The sequence below is a fragment of the Arthrobacter sp. CAN_A214 genome (assembly GCF_015751955.1).
Classification (GTDB): domain Bacteria; phylum Actinomycetota; class Actinomycetes; order Actinomycetales; family Micrococcaceae; genus Arthrobacter_D.
Map to the genome: position 1 here is coordinate 158,193 of NZ_JADOUU010000001.1, position 15,601 is coordinate 173,793.

15 protein-coding genes are annotated in these 15,601 nt (G+C 67.7%); 8 read left to right on the forward strand and 7 right to left on the reverse strand.

Translation table 11 applies throughout. The features are described from left to right. Entirely contained in the window at positions 1 to 1,248 is a 1,248-nt protein-coding gene (locus IWX65_RS00690; RefSeq protein ID WP_196880561.1) for an MFS transporter, read from the reverse strand. A 201-nt stretch (positions 1,249 to 1,449) separates the two neighbouring features. Between IWX65_RS00690 and IWX65_RS00695 the strand changes: the two genes are divergently transcribed. The 5 genes from IWX65_RS00695 to IWX65_RS00715 are packed head-to-tail and all read left to right on the forward strand — an operon-like array spanning position 1,450 to position 5,713. Next, a complete protein-coding gene (locus tag IWX65_RS00695; RefSeq protein WP_196880562.1) occupies positions 1,450 to 1,932 on the forward strand; it encodes an Lrp/AsnC family transcriptional regulator in 483 nt (160 codons plus the stop codon). Next, positions 1,929 to 2,798: a metal-dependent hydrolase gene (locus tag IWX65_RS00700; RefSeq protein WP_196880563.1), complete on the forward strand. Its 870-nt coding sequence runs from the start codon at positions 1,929 to 1,931 to the stop codon at positions 2,796 to 2,798. Before IWX65_RS00695 ends, IWX65_RS00700 begins: the two co-directional genes overlap by 4 nt. Positions 2,799 to 2,839: 41 nt before the next feature. After that, positions 2,840 to 3,271 (forward strand): hypothetical protein, encoded by a 432-nt coding sequence (locus tag IWX65_RS00705; protein WP_196880564.1) that lies wholly within the window; start codon positions 2,840 to 2,842, stop codon positions 3,269 to 3,271. Beyond that, positions 3,264 to 5,042 (forward strand): ATP-binding protein, encoded by a 1,779-nt coding sequence (locus IWX65_RS00710; RefSeq protein ID WP_196880565.1) that lies wholly within the window; start codon positions 3,264 to 3,266, stop codon positions 5,040 to 5,042. The genes IWX65_RS00705 and IWX65_RS00710 overlap by 8 nt, the downstream gene beginning before the upstream one ends. Further along, positions 5,039 to 5,713 (forward strand): response regulator transcription factor, encoded by a 675-nt coding sequence (locus IWX65_RS00715; RefSeq protein ID WP_196880566.1) that lies wholly within the window; start codon positions 5,039 to 5,041, stop codon positions 5,711 to 5,713. The genes IWX65_RS00710 and IWX65_RS00715 overlap by 4 nt, the downstream gene beginning before the upstream one ends. 12 nt (positions 5,714 to 5,725) lie before the next feature. Here the strand turns inward: IWX65_RS00715 and IWX65_RS17610 are convergent, their stop codons facing one another. The 5 genes from IWX65_RS17610 to galU all read right to left on the reverse strand — a co-directional run bounded on the left by IWX65_RS17610 (position 5,726) and on the right by galU (position 9,758). Beyond that, positions 5,726 to 6,163 carry a phosphotransferase gene (locus IWX65_RS17610; protein WP_442859150.1) on the reverse strand — a complete coding sequence of 146 codons (438 nt, stop codon included), beginning with the start codon at positions 6,161 to 6,163 and terminating at the stop codon, positions 5,726 to 5,728. Continuing rightward, complete coding sequence (locus IWX65_RS17615) at positions 6,073 to 7,014, reverse strand: hypothetical protein (protein ID WP_334683566.1); 942 nt, start codon at positions 7,012 to 7,014, stop codon at positions 6,073 to 6,075. Before IWX65_RS17615 ends, IWX65_RS17610 begins: the two co-directional genes overlap by 91 nt. A 13-nt stretch (positions 7,015 to 7,027) precedes the next feature. Next, on the reverse strand, positions 7,028 to 7,933 hold the full coding sequence (locus tag IWX65_RS00725) for a hypothetical protein (protein WP_196880567.1): 906 nt from the start codon (positions 7,931 to 7,933) through the stop codon (positions 7,028 to 7,030). 292 nt (positions 7,934 to 8,225) lie between these two features. Beyond that, positions 8,226 to 8,849: a GNAT family N-acetyltransferase gene (locus IWX65_RS00730; protein WP_196880568.1), complete on the reverse strand. Its 624-nt coding sequence runs from the start codon at positions 8,847 to 8,849 to the stop codon at positions 8,226 to 8,228. A 6-nt stretch (positions 8,850 to 8,855) separates the two neighbouring features. After that, positions 8,856 to 9,758, reverse strand: a complete 903-nt coding sequence (galU, locus tag IWX65_RS00735; protein ID WP_196880569.1) for a UTP--glucose-1-phosphate uridylyltransferase GalU — start codon at positions 9,756 to 9,758, stop codon at positions 8,856 to 8,858. A 57-nt stretch (positions 9,759 to 9,815) separates the two neighbouring features. Here galU and IWX65_RS00740 point away from each other — a divergent pair, with 57 nt between their 5' ends. The 3 genes from IWX65_RS00740 to IWX65_RS00750 all read left to right on the forward strand — a co-directional run bounded on the left by IWX65_RS00740 (position 9,816) and on the right by IWX65_RS00750 (position 11,674). Further along, positions 9,816 to 10,463 carry a 5-formyltetrahydrofolate cyclo-ligase gene (locus IWX65_RS00740; RefSeq protein ID WP_196880570.1) on the forward strand — a complete coding sequence of 216 codons (648 nt, stop codon included), beginning with the start codon at positions 9,816 to 9,818 and terminating at the stop codon, positions 10,461 to 10,463. A 95-nt stretch (positions 10,464 to 10,558) separates the two neighbouring features. After that, positions 10,559 to 10,918 carry an FmdB family zinc ribbon protein gene (locus tag IWX65_RS00745; RefSeq protein ID WP_196880571.1) on the forward strand — a complete coding sequence of 120 codons (360 nt, stop codon included), beginning with the start codon at positions 10,559 to 10,561 and terminating at the stop codon, positions 10,916 to 10,918. An 81-nt stretch (positions 10,919 to 10,999) separates the two neighbouring features. After that, complete coding sequence (locus IWX65_RS00750) at positions 11,000 to 11,674, forward strand: RcpC/CpaB family pilus assembly protein (protein WP_196880572.1); 675 nt, start codon at positions 11,000 to 11,002, stop codon at positions 11,672 to 11,674. Positions 11,675 to 11,683: 9 nt separating this feature from the next. Here IWX65_RS00750 and IWX65_RS00755 read toward each other — a convergent pair whose 3' ends face one another. Continuing rightward, complete coding sequence (locus tag IWX65_RS00755; RefSeq protein WP_442859151.1) at positions 11,684 to 15,496, reverse strand: DUF4011 domain-containing protein; 3,813 nt, start codon at positions 15,494 to 15,496, stop codon at positions 11,684 to 11,686. Between the last annotated feature and the right edge of the window lie 105 nt (positions 15,497 to 15,601).

Sequence of the window (15,601 nt, forward strand, 5' to 3'; positions counted from 1 at the left end):
CTACGGTTCCGTTGCCTTGCGGGTGCGCGCGAACAGGGAGGCTCCGGCCAGGCCCGCGCTCGCCACGGCTATGAGAGCGGCGAACCCACCCATGGATGCGTCGAGCCCCCACACCCCCACTGCGGCTCCGAGTCCGAGGACGGGCACTGCGCTCCCGAGGTAGGAGAGAACGTACACGGCGCTGATGACCTGCGCGTGGAGCGAGGGCTCCACCTTGAGCGCCACCTCGTTGAAGACCACGCGGAAGGCCATGCCCTGTCCCGCGCCGGCCACTCCGCAGCAGGCGACCAGGAGGGAAAGGCTTCCGAGCGCCTCGGCGACCGGCAACAGCGCAACTCCCCCTGCCATCGCGGCCAGTCCGAGGGGCACCACGAACCGGCCCCGCGGCGACACCAGCTGGATCGCTGCGGACGAGGCGAGCACCAGGGCCGCCAGGAGTCCGAGAACGGGCCGTGAAGTTGTGCCGGCGATCCCCGCGAACCACGTCGGTGCAAGGCTCAGGGTGAAACCGAACACGGCGAAGCTCAGGAATCCCACCGACGACGCCGTCCAGAAGGCCCGTCGGGCCGCCCGGGAGACGGCCGGCCGCATCGGGCGCAGTGCCGTCAGTGGCCGGGCCTCCGCGGCGGCCTTGATGGCGGGCCGTGCGCGCAGGAACAACAGGGGCACCAGGAGGCAGGCAAGGACAACGAGATAGAGAAGGAAGGGCGTGCGTGTCGGCGCCGGCAGGAGGGACATCAACCCGCCGATGACCGGGCCCGCCGCCACTCCCCCGCTGGAGGCCAGCAGGGTGAAGCGCGATGCCCAGTCGGGGCGGTGCGGCAGCAGGTCCCGCAGCGCGGCGGAACTGGCCCCGGTGGCGAGGGCAACGGCCGCGCCCTGCAGCGCACGCCCGAGCGCGAGCGCTCCGAGGGACGAAGCCCCGGCGAAGACCGCAGCACCTGCCAAACCCAGCAGGACGGCGAGGACCAGCGCTGCCCGGCGTCCGATATGGTCCGACCAGTGGCCCGCGAGCAGAAGCCCGACCACCAGGGTCACGACATACGAGGAGAAGGCCACGGTCACGGCGAACGGGGAGAGACCGAGATCGGCCTGGATGAGGGGATACAGCGGCGTGGCGAGGTTGGCGCCGATGAGCAGGGTGGAAATGACGACGACGGCGAGCGCGAGGCGGGCGGCGAGGGAGGCGTCCCAGCTCCATCGTCCGGCGACGGAGGGCTGCATTCTCAGTTCGTTCAGGACGCTCATCCGTTTTCCTTCGAACTCGTTCTGGAGGGCCTGCCCGGTTCAGGCTCAGACGCCGGGCATGCTGGAGGACCGCCGTCTCGGGCAGGCGGCTGCACCTGCCTTCCCAGCATGGGGCTTACGGCCGTTCCACGGCGCACCCCTATGATTGGAATGAGCATTTCCCGCAACTTAAGAGCAGGCACTTCCCGGAAAGTGAGCTTCATGAGCAATCTGGACCACCTCGACACCCGGCTGCTGCTGGAGCTCGTCCGGGACCCCAGGATCCAGATCAGCGAACTCGCCGACCTCCTCGGTATTGCGCGGAACACCGCTCAAAGCCGTGTGCGGCGCCTCATGCGGACCGGAATCCTTCGGGACAACGGCCGGGAGCTGGACCTCGAGGCCCTCGGCTACGACGTGGTGGCCTTCGTGACCATCGAGGTCCTGCACCGCGAGCTCGACGGGGTGATCGGCTCGTTGCGGAAGCTCGACCAGGTGCTCGAGGTCCACGAGATCTCCGGACGGGGCGACCTCTGGTGCAGGCTCGCAGCCTCCGATACCCATCACCTGCAGTCCGCGCTGCGCTCGGTCCTGCGCATCAAGGGTGTGATTCGCACGGAGACGGTGCTCGCCCTGCATGAACACATCCCCTACCGTACCCAGCCGCTCCTCGAGAAACTCGTACTCACCCAAGGAACGCCATGACACTTCCCGCGATCGACACCACGGTGACCTACGCGGCAGGAGCCGTGGCGTCGTCGTCGACCGTCCTCCATGTCGAGGAACTCGCGGACGGCAGGTCGGCCGTGCTGCTGGCGGAAACGGCCTGTCACCCGGTCGACGCCGCCTGGCCCGACCAGGGTGCGGACCGCGCCGTGATGGTATCCGGGGGGCGCCGGATGGCCATCGAGGATTGTGTGGTCGGCGCAACCGACGGGACGGCGCTGTTCCTGGGATCCGACGTGCCGGTCCGGAAGGGAACGGACGGCTGGTCCTTCGTGGTGGCGCACCTGATCGCCGGCGAACCACCCCACGAGGGCGCTCCGGCCTCGGTGGAAGTGGATGAAACCTACCGCCGCGCTGTGTCCGCGGGGCACACCGCATGCCATCTCGCCTCACTCGCCCTCAACGCAGCCGTCGCGGACCGATGGAGGAAGGACATTCCCGCCGACCCGCTCGGTTCCCCCAACTTCGACGCCGTCGCCATCGACGGTTCACGCATCGGAGAGCACTCCTCGACCGACACCTACCGTCTGGGCCGCTCCCTTCGGCGCAAGGGATTCGTCAGTGAGGGCCTCGACCCGGGTGCAGTCTGTGCGTCGGTCAACCGGCTCCTCGAACAGTGGGTGGAGTCCGGTGGCCCGATCACCGTTCGGCACGACGGCAGTCTGCTCACTGACCGCCGGCACTGGGAATGCAGCCTGCCGGGCGGAGTAGTGAGCATCCCGTGCGGTGGCACGCATGCCGGATCCCTCGCGGAATTCGCCCGGATCCAGGTGGATCTCAGTATCGACGACGCCGACGACACACCGGTCCTGAGGATGGACACCACGGCCACCGCCTCGCCGTAATTCTCATCTCCGTCTCATGAAGGACGGCCATACTGGACGTCATGAAGTCATTCCCGGGAAACAAGTGGCTCATCGGAGCTCTCGCCGTCGGCCTGCCCGTGGCGTGTGGGGCAACAGTTCTCAGTGCCGCCGGCGAGCCGCCGGTGCAGGACCTCGGCCCCGCCGTCGTAATGACCGGCACGGGTCCCGAGCCGGCACTGCCGTCTGCCGCCCCGCCCGCCCTTTCGCCGTCCGTTCCCGGCGCACCGGCACCTCAGGCGTCTCCGGTGCCCACTGTGCCTCCCGAATCCGCTGTGCCTCCGACCCCTCCGGAACCATCGCAGCTGCCGGAACCCCTGCCGGAGCCCGCTCCCACAGTTGCGCCGACGCCGGCGCCGCCCGTCGTCGTCCCGGCACAGCCTCCCTTGCTCGACGACGACGACGAGGATGACGACTTCGGCGACTCGGGCAGCGACTCCGACGACGATGACTGAAAAGACGCAACCCCTCCCCCTTGTCGATGCGGGCCTGCCGTACCGGCAGGGGGCTCCTCCGGCAGCACCGCCGTTCCGACCACCAGTGCCACCCCCGCTCACCAGGACCACGCCGTCCTTCCCGCCGCAGGCCTCGACGACGCAGTCGGACGGCTCCCCGTCCGCCGCACCGCAAAGCCACGCACCGCAACCCGCCGCACTGCAACCCCCCGCAGCGCAGAGCCCCGCAGCGCAAAGCCCGGCTCCGCACATCCCCGTTTCCCCGCGGTCCTCCGCCCCGGGTTCCGAATCCGCCGGCGACGGCCCCCGCCGTGGAATCGGCCGGTCGATTCTTCGCCTGGCCGGCCAGTGGACGGTACGTTCACGTGTTCTCGGCGCCGTCCTGGTGCTGTCGACGCTCGGCCTCCTCGTGGCAGGAACCGCCGCCTACGCCCTCGAAAGGGCAAATCTGGACGCCGAGATGGACGGCTCCCTGTCGCGCAGCTTCGGCGAACTCGAGACACTCCTCGATACCGGGATCGACCCCGATACCGGCACCGGATTCGTCGAGGCGGAACAGCTGGTGTACCTCGTGATGCAGCGGACCCTACCCGCACCGAACGAGGGCATGATGGGCGTGCGGGACGGCCAGGCCATCCTCCTGGCGAACGAATCGGTGAACGTCCGCCTCGAGAACGACCCCGAACTGGTCAGTGCCGTCGCCGGCGAGGCGGACTCACCCACGGTGCGGATCAGCACCTTCACGACGTCGAGCGCCACCTACCGCGCAGTCACCGTTCCTGTGCAACTGGGACAGGATCCGCAACCCACGGTGTTTGTGCTGGCCTTCGACACGCAGGCCGAGAGATCCCAGCTCGACCAGACGTTCGGCACCTTCGCCCTCATCAGCCTCGGCACGCTGCTGCTCATCGGCGTCGTCGGGTGGCTCCTGGTGGGAAACCTGCTGCAGCCGGTCCGGCGCCTGCGGGACACCGCGCGCCAGATCAGCGACTCGGACCTGTCCCAGCGGATCGCCGTCACCGGCAACGACGACCTCTCCGACCTCACCCGCACCATCAATGCCATGCTCGACCGCCTGGAAGGATCCTTCACCTCCCAAAGGCAACTGTTCGACGACGTCGGCCACGAACTGCGAACCCCCATCACCATCGTCCAGGGCCACCTCGAACTGCAGGATTCGTCCGATCGCGCGGACGTCGACGCGGTCCGGGGAGTGGCGCTCGACGAGCTTGGACGCATGCGCTTCCTCGTCGACGACCTCGTGACCCTTGCGGGAAGCTCCCGCCCGGATTTCGTCCGCGCTGAGTCCTCCGACATCGGGCGATTGACGGACGAGGTCCTCGACAAGGTCCGGGGGCTCGGACCCCGCAGGTGGGCGGTCGATTCCCGTGCCGAAGGATTCTTCCGGATCGACGAGCGCCGGATCACCCAGGCCTGGTTGCAGCTCGCCGCGAATGCCGTGAAGTTCTCCGCCGAAGGCTCCACGGTGACCCTCGGTTCCCGCCTCGAGCCCGAAGGCCTCCGCTTGTGGCTACGCGATGAAGGGGTCGGCATCCCGAAGGCCGACCAGCAGCGGATCTTCGAACGGTTCACCCGCGGAGCGAACAGCAAGCGCGCAGAGGGGTCGGGACTCGGACTCACGATCGTCGACGCGATCGTCCGCGCCCATGGTGGCACCGTGGAGCTGGAGTCGGCCCCCGGCAGTGGATCGACCTTCACCCTGAGCTTTCCCCATACCCCGGTAGCAGCACAACCGAAAGAGGACGCATGAGCCGGATTCTGATCATCGAGGACGAGGACCGCATCAGTTCCTTCGTTGCCAAGGGACTGAAAGCCGCGGGATATGCGCCCACCGTGGCCATCAGCGGCAGGGACGGCTACCACCTGGGGCAGACCGGCGAATTCGAGCTCATCATCCTTGACCTCGGTCTTCCGGACCAGGACGGTTTCACCGTCCTGCGCCGGCTCCGGGAGTCGAAGAACGACATCCCCGTCATCATCCTCTCGGCGCGCAGTTCGGTGGACGATACCGTGGCGGGACTCGAGGGCGGGGCGGACGACTACATGGCCAAACCTTTCCGCTTCGAGGAACTGTTGGCCAGGGTGCGCCTGCGCTTGCGCCAGGACAACGGCTCGTCTCCCACCGGTGTGCTCTCGCACCACGACCTGCAGTTGGATCTCCGCACCCGCCGCGCCCTCGTGGACGGCCGGGAGATAGACCTGTCCGCACGGGAATTCGCGCTCGCGGAAGCGTTCCTGAGGAATCCGGGGCAGGTTCTCAGCAGGGAACAGCTACTTTCACGAGTATGGGGCTATGACTTCGATCCCGGCTCCAACGTGGTCGACGTGTACGTCCGGTACCTGCGAAACAAACTCGGTGCTGAACGCTTCGCGACGGTCCGGGGCATGGGCTACCGGCTGGCCTCCCAGCCCCAGGTGTAGTGATTCGTGAATTCAGCGCAGCAGCCGGCGGGCCCTCGCCTCAAGTGCTGCCGCGGCATCGAGCCGTGCACGCGCATCTTCGGCCCATCCGGGCGCCTCACTCCCGTCGGCGGTTCGGCGCTTCGCCCCCGCGACAAGGGTGAGGGCCACACCGGCGGCCCGGGCATGCAGCGCTGCCGGCTCCACGCAGCGTTCGAAGGCATCCCCGAAGTGCTCGAGCGCGGCCGGTGCGTGCACATACCGTCGATTGACTGCAGGGAGCACCGCGAGGTGCCCCAGGAAGCAGGCAAGGTCATCCACCAGATGTCCGGGACCCAGCGCGTCGACGTCGAGCAGTCCCGAGACCCGCCCTCCCGCCATCAACAGGTTCGCCTCATAGAAATCCCCATGCGAGGGCACCATCGGCCCGGGGTCGGTCCGACGGACCAGATCGTCGATGGCCGCCGACAGGTCATGGACTCGTCCCGCGGCGGACGGAAGCACTGCGGCCGCGCCCTCGCCGTAGCTGCGCACCCGCGCGCTCCACGGAGGCGTCGAGGCAGATCCAGGACCGACTCCGGCAGTTCCTGGAGGAGGTTCACCAGCACCTGCGGAGCCACTTCCGCCGCACCATCCCTCATCAGCAACTCAGCAAGCGGCCGGCCGGCCGCTGCATGCATCGCCACCACGTCTTCGCCGGGCACGTCGACCAACTCGGGAGCGGGCACGCCGGCGTCGCGCAGGAGTCGGTGTCTGTTCCCCATGGCCCCGGCCTGTCCGCGGCGCAGCACCTTGAGGTACCGCCGTTCACCGTCGTGCTCTGCAACAAGAACCGCCCGGCGTAATGGCCGGTAGCTCGCGGTTCGAAGGCTCACCGGGCGGCGGTCGATCCTGCAGCCGTCCGGCGGCGGAAAAAGCGCTGGGGAAACCGCTTTGGGGTCCGTTGCCCAGGCAAGACCGGGCAGGAGCGGATCCCCAGGGTGAGCCCAGGCGAACAGCGTCTGCCGTTGGGGGCCGGACAGCGATACGACCCCGGGTGCCCCGACCGGCACCACCGCCGTCGTAATGCAGAGAAACTCGGGGGCAGGAGCAGGAGCAGGGGCGGGGGTGCCTGATCCGGCCTCGACCGAGTAGACCCCCGTTACTCCTGCGCCGGGACGGTGGGAAACCTGCAGGAGGGACCAGCTGTGCAGGACATATCCCATGGACGCCAGCGCAGCGGTCAGGAGTGCCTGCGCCGCCGACGTCTCCAGCAGTTCACGATCGTCCCGCTCACGGGTCTGCCGCCCACCCTCCGGAAATTCCTGCTGTCGCCGTGCCACATGGTCCGGATTGTCAGGCCCGGCGCCGCTGAAGGATGTCGTCCAGGTTGATCTTGCCCACCGGAGAAGGGTTCGCCGGTTCATCGGCTGTGCTGGAGGGCTTCCCCGGCGCCAGTGCTGCTGCACTTTCCTTGAAGGAGGTCCGTCCGGTCGGTTTCGGGGCATCCGGGAGTTCCAGCGGCACCGGGGCGGAGCGCTCGGCCTTGGCGGCATCAACATAAGTGGGACGGGGAACATCGATCGGTTGCCAGGTGGAACTCCGCATGCCGGCGAAGGTGCCGCTGTTCCGCTCCGGACCCGCTTCCGGTCCATTGCGCAGCGGTTCCTCTTCGTGCCGGTCTCGGGGAGAGCCCGTACCGGTGTCGGGATGGATCGGACCGGCGAGCGAGGGTTCGGTTTCGGGCGGTGCGGACGGTGCGGGCGGCGTGGGCTGTTCTCCGTCGAAGAGCGCAACGTCGGGCTTGCGGCCAACCCGGGGAAGTTCCCGCGGGGGCCCGGCCGCTATGGTCTCGTAGGTCGTATTCCTGGCGGGTTCCGGCCACATCGCTTCGGCGAATGCCCGGTTCACGCGGGCATGCCTGTTCCTCACCGCCAGTATCCGAAGAAGGGCGATCGCCGACACCGCAAGCACTCCCAGGAGCACGGGCCAGGCTGCTGAGACAACGCCGAACGCTGCGAAGGGGAAAGTGATGACGGCGCCCAGCAGACCGAGGATTCCTGCAAGCGCCAGGGCAACCCTTCCGTAGCGGACGTTGAATGCCGGGAGTGTCGGCCGGGTTCCTGGAGGTTTCGTCGCAGGACGTTCGTGTGCGGTCGCCGTCTCTGCAGCCGGCGAATTCCCGGGAAGGGCGGTGCTGCCCTTCGGGGAGCGGTGCCCGAAGGATTCGCTGCTGCTCTGGTCTGTGCCCGTCATTTCCATGGTGCTCTCCTGGCTGCGCCCTCGGTCAGTGTTGTTCCCGGCGAGAGGGTCGGAATGGGCAGGCCGTCCTGACCTGCGGCGAACTGCGACAAGGCCTCCTGCGGATCTGGCACGTCGCAGGAGAAAAGGCGCAACCCAGATCAGCCAGAGACCGACGACCGCCGCCAGTACAACCGAGCTATCCAGAGAGAAGTCCACCTATAGAACGCTAGGAGAAGAACGGAAATCCTGCCAGCATTACGCCGGGCGTGTCGGCAGGACATTGGAGGGGCTGTCCTGCCCGGAGGGCGGCTCAGGACCGACGGGCCTGCCGCTCCAACCATGGCTTCAACAGGCCCTGCGGAATGTCCTCGGTCGTCAGCGCGAAGCTTCGGTGATCGGCCCACTGGCCGGCGATGTGAAGATAGCGTGGCCGGAGTCCTTCGTCCCGAAAACCCAGCTTTTCCACGACGCGGAGGCTTGCCGCATTCTCCGGCCGGATATTGATTTCCATGCGGTGCAGTCCGAGGTTCCAGAAACAATAGTCGGTCGCCAGCGCCACGGCGGTCGGTACTATTCCCCGGCCTGCACAGCGGGAATCGACCCAGTATCCGAGTGTCGCCGTCCTGGCCGAACCGTAGAGGATTCCGGAGACGGTCAGCTGCCCTACAAGCTGCGGGGCGGAATCCTGCACTTTCCGCGTGATCACGAAGGGAAGTGCCACCCCGGTCCGCGCCTGCCGGGAAAGTGCACGGACCATCTCGTGGTAGGTGGGGAGATAGCCTCCGGGATCGGGGTTCGATGCCTCCCAGGGCGCTAGCCACTGCACGTTCTGTTGCCGGACTGCTGTCCACTCGCTGCGGTCACGATGCCGGATGGGCCGCAGTCCGATGTCCCCTGCGGCCAGCGTCACCGGCCAGCTCCCTGCCGACCACATCGCTGGCTACTTGGAGATGCCTGCGCTGAATTCCTTGATCCATGCACGGAGGTCAGGTCCCAGGTCCTCGCGTTCAGAGGCAAGGGTCACCACTGCCTTCAGATAGCTCAGCTTGTCTCCGGTGTCGTACCGGCGGCCCCGGAAAACGACGCCGTATACTCCTGAACCCTCACCGTCAGCGGCTGCCAGCGTCTGGAGCGCATCCGTCAGTTGGATCTCCCCACCCCGGCCGGGACCGGTGGTCTCGAGGACGTCGAAGACGCGCGGGTGCAGCACATAACGACCGATCACAGCGAGGTTCGACGGCGCTTCATCCACTGCGGGCTTCTCGACCAGCTGATTGACCCGGACGTACTCCTCACCCTCCAGCTCGGTGATATCGGCACATCCGTAGGCGCTGATCTGCGCGGGATCGACCTCGATGAGCGCGATCACCGATCCGCCGGTCCTCGCCTGGACCGCGATCATCGTCTCAAGGAGCGGATCACGTTCATCGATGAGGTCGTCGCCAAGGAGCACAGCGAAGGGTTCGTTGCCCACGTGAAGCTTGGAACGCAGCACTGCATGCCCCAGTCCCTTGGGATCGCCCTGCCGGAGGTAGTGGATGTCCCCCAGCTCGGAGGGCCGACGGACGGCAGCAAGCTTTTCGTGATCGCCTTTGGCTTCCAGAGTCTGCTCGATGAACGGAACGCGGTCGAAATGATCCTCAAGAGCGCGCTTGTTCCGTCCGGTGATCATCAGGACGTCCGACAGCCCGGCGTCGACGGCTTCCTGCACCACATACTGGATGGCCGGCTTGTCGACGACTGGAAGCATCTCCTTGGGCATCGCCTTCGTTGCCGGGAGGAAGCGGGTGCCAAGACCTGCCGCTGGAATGACGGCCTTGGTTACTGGAGTTCGCGAGGTCATGGCATCCACACTACATAACGGTGCGGTAAATTCATCAGCGGCGCACACAATGGAGAAATGAGCTTCAAGAACGAGATTTGGGACAACAAACCCGCAGCCCGCACCGCCCTCCGCGCCCGCCGTCTGGCACTGCCCGCCTCGGAGCGTGCAACAGTCGCCCGCAATCTTGCCGCCACGGTCCTCGAGCAACTCGAGGGTACTGCCGCCTCGACAGGGAAGGTGCTGGTGGCGGGTTACCTCGACCTTCCGCCCGAGCCTCCGGTGACGGACCTGCTGTTCCAGCTGCATGCGGCGGGCCATCCGATCGTGGTTCCGGTGTGCGAGGCGGAGCGCCGGCTCACCTGGGTGGACTGGTTCCCCGGCGTGCCCCTGGCGAAATCGCGCTTCGGCCCCCTCCTGGAGCCTCTCGGACCGCGCCGGCCGATGGAAGCCCTGCCGGAACTGCGGTTTGTGCTGGTCCCCGCCCTGGCCATCGACCGACGCGGCAACCGGATCGGTCAGGGCGGGGGGTATTACGACCGCATGCTCGCGGGACTGCGTGCCGCCAACCCCGCGGCCGAACTAGTGGGAGTGGTTCACGACCACGAACTACTGCCTGAGGGCTCCTTTCCGGTGGAACCGTTCGATGTACCCCTTCCTGCGGTGTTCACCCCGTCAGGCTTCACTGATCTCCGACCGCCGGGGAGTGCAGCCCGGGAGGTGTAGACTTAGCACTCACCCGTGCAGAGTGCTAAACTGCTTTCCGATCCAGCGGATCCGGGAGACGCACAGGCCACCCGAAAGAATGCCCAGGAGGACCCATGCCCACATATGCCTACGCCTGCAAGGATTGCATCCACGCCTTCGACATCCAGCAGTCCTTCTCCGACAACTCGCTGACGGTATGCCCGGAGTGCTCGGGAACCCTGCGGAAGAAGTTCAACAGTGTCGGCGTCGTCTTCAAGGGCTCCGGGTTCTACCGCAATGATTCCCGGGACACGAAGTCGTCCTCTGAAGCAGGAACCGCACCGGGTTCCGCCAGTTCTGCCGACGCGAAGGGAGCGGGGAAGGATACGACCGCGTCCTCGCCTGCAACGGGGGATGGCACCAAGCCCGCTCCGGCGCCTGCCGCCCGCCCGGATTCGAAGACGTCCGTTCCTGCAGGACAGCAAGCCTCCTAGGCGTTCCGAAATCTTTTCCGCTCTGTCCACATAGCCGGGACGGAAACTCCCTTCGATGCCGGGCGGTCCTAGCGTTGGCTCATGCGCACCGCCGGAGCATCAGATCGCCGCACCACCAGAGGCCTGCCGTTACGGCGCCTGGCCCTTCGGCACCGGCGCCTGGTTGCCGCGCTGCTGCTGTGCGCGGCGGCCGGGGTATGCGTCGAGGCGCTCCTGCAGGACTCGAACGGCACGACGCCGGTCATGGCAGCAGCGACGGACGTTCCCGTCGGCACCGTCCTGACGAAGGACCATCTGGTCACGCGGCATCTGCCTCCCGAGGTAATTCCCGGCACGGCTTTCGTTGCCGCCGAGCCCCTGCTCGGCCAGCGGGTCGCCGCTCCACTACGCAAGGGAGACATCCTGACCGATACGGTGCTCCTGGGTGTCGGGCTCCTCGCGGGAACCCCTCCGGGAACGGTTGCGGTACCGCTCCGTCCGGCTGACGAATCGACGGTCCAGCTATTGGCGCCGGGACAGCTGGTCGACGTAGTGCTCACCACCGGCAACGGCTACGACGTGGCTGCCGACACCACCGTCCTCGCCAGCGGGCTGCCTGTGCTGTGGAAGTCGGTGGCGGGCGCGGAGCAGGCCTGGCCCGGCGCCGACCCGCAGGCCGGGCTGGTGGTGGTGGCTGCGCCGCCGGAGGATGCCGCGGCCCTTGCAGGTTCGGCAAGCTCCGGCGAGGTCTATCTGGTGCTCACCGGCGGAGGCTAGGCACTGGCCCTAGTCCCAGTGCGGCGGACGCTGCTCCCTCAACCAGCTGTCCCGATCTTCCGTGCGGTCGCCCCACTGCCGCGCGTCGTCCTCGGCGGCAAGAGCGGGCAGGAGTCCTTCCTCCGGTGCTTCGGGCCGCGGAGGACGGCCGTTCCGCGGGGAGTCCAGGGCCTCGACAGGCTCGAGGGCGAGGACCTCGGCTGCCCGCTGGGCACAACCGTCCGGATCGGTGAAGACCTCGATGGTCCACAGCGGCATGTAGCTCCACCCCATGCGCTCCAGCAGTTGGGGCCGCAACCGGTTCCGTTCACGCACCGTCCTGGTGCCGTACCGCGAGGTGCCGTCCGATTCGACGGCGAGGGGAACCCTGGCCGTCCGGGTACTGGACCGGCCGCCCGGCCGGCTTCCCCCGGCCGGCTTCACCGCTGCAATATCGAGGACGCCGTCGTAGTGGTCCCACACCGCGGCCCCCCGGGAGCGCAACCGGTCCACGAGGTCGGCGACCAATGGGTCCGCGTTGGAGGGGCTCGACGCCGTTGGCCGGTGTTCTACCGGCTCCCCCAGCTCGCGCTGGAGAAGCTCGAAGAAGTCCAGGGCGCCGGCCGCCAGCCGTGTGGGATCGAGGTCGGAGGGCTGGAAGCAGGTAAGGACATGCAGCCGGCGTCGGGCTCGGGTCATGGCCATCACGAAGTGCTGCCGGCCATCAGGAGCCGAGAGCGGGCCGAAGCCGTGCAGCGCCCGGCCGTGCGGAGTGCGCCCGAATCCCAGGGAGAAGATGATGTCGTCACGGACCAGGCCTGCCGCGCGGTCCACCGGAACCACCCTGAAGGACTCCCGTCCGGGAGTGAAGAAGCCGGCAGCCCAGGGGTAGTCCGCCATCTGGAGGCGGATCGCCTCCCCGACGCGTGCGGCGTGGCGTGTGCTTGCCGTCACCACGGCGAGCGTGGACTCCGGGCGCTGCCGGATGTGCTCGAAGACCAGGTCCACCGCACGGTTCACTTCCACCGCCACGCTTTCCACGCCGTCGTCGTCGGACCTCGGCATGCCGGTCCCGTTCGGCAAGTACTCGACGACGAGCCCGCGGCCGAGTCCGGAGATCTCGGAGGCCTGCGGCAACCGGGAGAGCTGTCCCTCGTAGAACGACTCGCTCAGGGAATCACTGAGGCTCCGGTCCACGGCCCGATACACCTCCGTGAGGGCCCGGGCCGGCAGGATGTCGCGCAAGGCACCGAACGCGCTGGGCAGCGGCTCGGATGCTCCCGGCCGGCTCGACGACTCGATCTCGATGCTGAACCGGCTTGGTGCTGCGACCTGCTCGTCACCGAAGACGACCACCTGGCGGGCACGTGCGATGGATGACACAGCGCTCTGCAGCGAAACCGACTCACCGTCGAGCACCAGGACGGCGTCGAAGATCATCCCCGCAGGCAGGACGGCGGGAGCCAACAGCGGACTCACGGCCCAGACCGGCAGCAGGGCCGACACCAGCGTCGGGGGAAGATCGGCGAGGGTCCGAAGGGTGAGGAACTCTTCCCGGAGCGAACTGCGAAGCCGCCCGGCGTCCTCCGGGTAGGCCGCGATGCCGTCCTTCCAGAGCTGTGCCTGGTTCCAGCGCAGCCGGGACGCCCCCGACGCGATATGCGCGCTGTCCGCCAACCGGTACTCGCGCTCAAGCCTGCGGAGGCTGTCGCCGTCGGACATCGCGAGGTAATCGTCTCCGCTGATCATCGCCTCGAGCGCGGACTGCCACCAGGCCAGCTCGAGCTCGGGCCCGACCTCCGCTCCGTCCACTTCCCGTTCCGCGAGGTCGTCGAGCAGGTCCCCCAGCCCTCGCTCACGCATCTCCTTCAGCAACAGCGTGCGTTCCGGGAGGGTCTGGAGCGTTCCCTTGTCCGCGACCAGTTCCGCGAGGATACGCTCGAGGTCGTCGAGCCCGCAGGCAGGAAGGTCGGGGCTGGTCTGCGTGGTCCTCAGGATCCCGGTCAGCTCCGAAAGACGCGACCGCACGGCCTGATAGGAACTGTTGAGTTCCGCGAGGCCGGTGGGCACCGAGGGGTGCTGCTCCGTCGTCGCATACTGCGTCCAGAGGGTGTGCTGCTGCTGCACGTCGACCAGGGATGAGTGGAGGTCAGCGATGTGCACACCTGGCCGGATGTATTCCTTGGCCACCCGGCGTAGCCGCGAGCGGGTCATCGAACTCATCTCGATGCTGTGCTCGCGCCGCCAGGACGACGGCGCGGTGGCCGAGATGAGGTCCGTCACCGGGCGGTCGAAGATGTCGGGCGTGAACTTGTCGAGGCTGGCCCGGACCGCGACCAGGAGATCGAGCTGCTCCCCCCACGCCGTGAAGGTCTTCCCGAGGGCGATATGGGAGTACTCCGCGACGTGCAGCACCCTCGCCCGAAGCTCCGGGATGTCCTTCGCGAGCCCTGCCGAGAGCTCGTAGGCATGCTCGGTCTCGCTGCGGTTGAACAACTGGGCGCCATACCAGGGACTTCTGGTGGCGGCTTCACTGAAACTGCCCAGCTCCGCGGCCCGCTGCAGTCTCGAGGTCAGTTCGGCCCGGTCGGGGATGCTGTCGAGAACACTGCGTTTGAGGCGGACCGTGGTGGACGGCGCGGGGTCGAGCGCCGTCAGTCCGGCGAGGGACTGCATCGCCTGGTACGGCGAGCAAGCCCATCGGCTGCGGATGTTATGCAGGGACTGCACGTGCTCGAGGAGTTGGTGGCGGTGCCCCACGAGTGTCTGGTGCAGGCTGTCCAGCGACGGCTCCGTCGCCTTCTCGTTGCGGACGATCGAGCGGACCACGGCGTCCTTCAGCTGCCCGGTAGGCATGTTCTCGCCGACCTGGAGCGCCAGGGAACCGAGCCCGAGGGCGTCGAGGTCCTGAACGAATTCGTTGAGCGTTCCGCGCCGCTCGGCCACGACCAGCACCTGCTTGCCCTGCGAGGCCAGGAGTGCGGCGGCGTTCAGTGCCGTCTGGGTCTGGCCCGTCCCGGGCGGCGTCGAGACCACGAGTGAGGTGCCGGCGCCGATCTGGTCGAGCACTTCCTGCTGGGCGCTGTCGGCGTCGAGGATGAGCAGTTCGTCCCCGGGGGACCGCTCGTCGAAGGGAGGGAAGCTCTCCGCCGCACGGAAAGCGGGTGTCGTCCCGCTTGTCCTGTCGCCCTCCCTCGCCGCGGCTACGAGAGCGGCAAGGACCGGGTGGCCGGGGTGCACCGCCGGGTCGTCGGCGGTCTTCGCCAGGTCCGCGAAGGTGGACACGAGAATCCGGTGCTCCACCGACATTCCTCGCACGCCGTCGGCCAGCTGGCGGAGACGCTCCAGTACGGGGTAGGGGTCGAGCCGGGCCGTGCCGTAGGCGAGCCTGGCCAGCCCTTCTGCGTCGACGTCGATGTGCTGGACGGTCCGCAGGTGCCGGACGAGGGCCGGATTGAGCCGTGCCTGTTCGGTGATCTGCAGTTCATAGTCGTCCTGGGACGAGTGCACGGTGAGTGAGACACCGGTCAGCAGCACCGGGGCGTTGAGCGTTTCGGACCGTCCGGCGCCGTCGACGGAGCGCCAGGACGCCGTTCCGGCAGCGAGGTTCCCGACGTCGATGCCCCGCTCGGTGCCGAGCTCGAAGATCTTGGCGCGGAGGGCGCGGGCAGCGGCCTTCGCTGCGTTGTACTGCACCGGATCACGGAGCAGTGTCGAAAGGCGGGTGCGCCGCCCTGCGAGCAATTGGGCGAGCCCGGAGGGATGCGCGTGCGTGAGGTCGATGCTCGTGCCGGCCGACGGACGGAAATGCAGCAGCGTGTCACCGGTTGCCTGCGGGCCCATCGAATTAAGCCACGGCAGCAGGAAATCCTCCGCCGCATCCCCACGGTCCTGCTCCGGCACAGCTGTCCTCTTCCCTGCATGGTTACGCACTGATTTCGGCCGGAT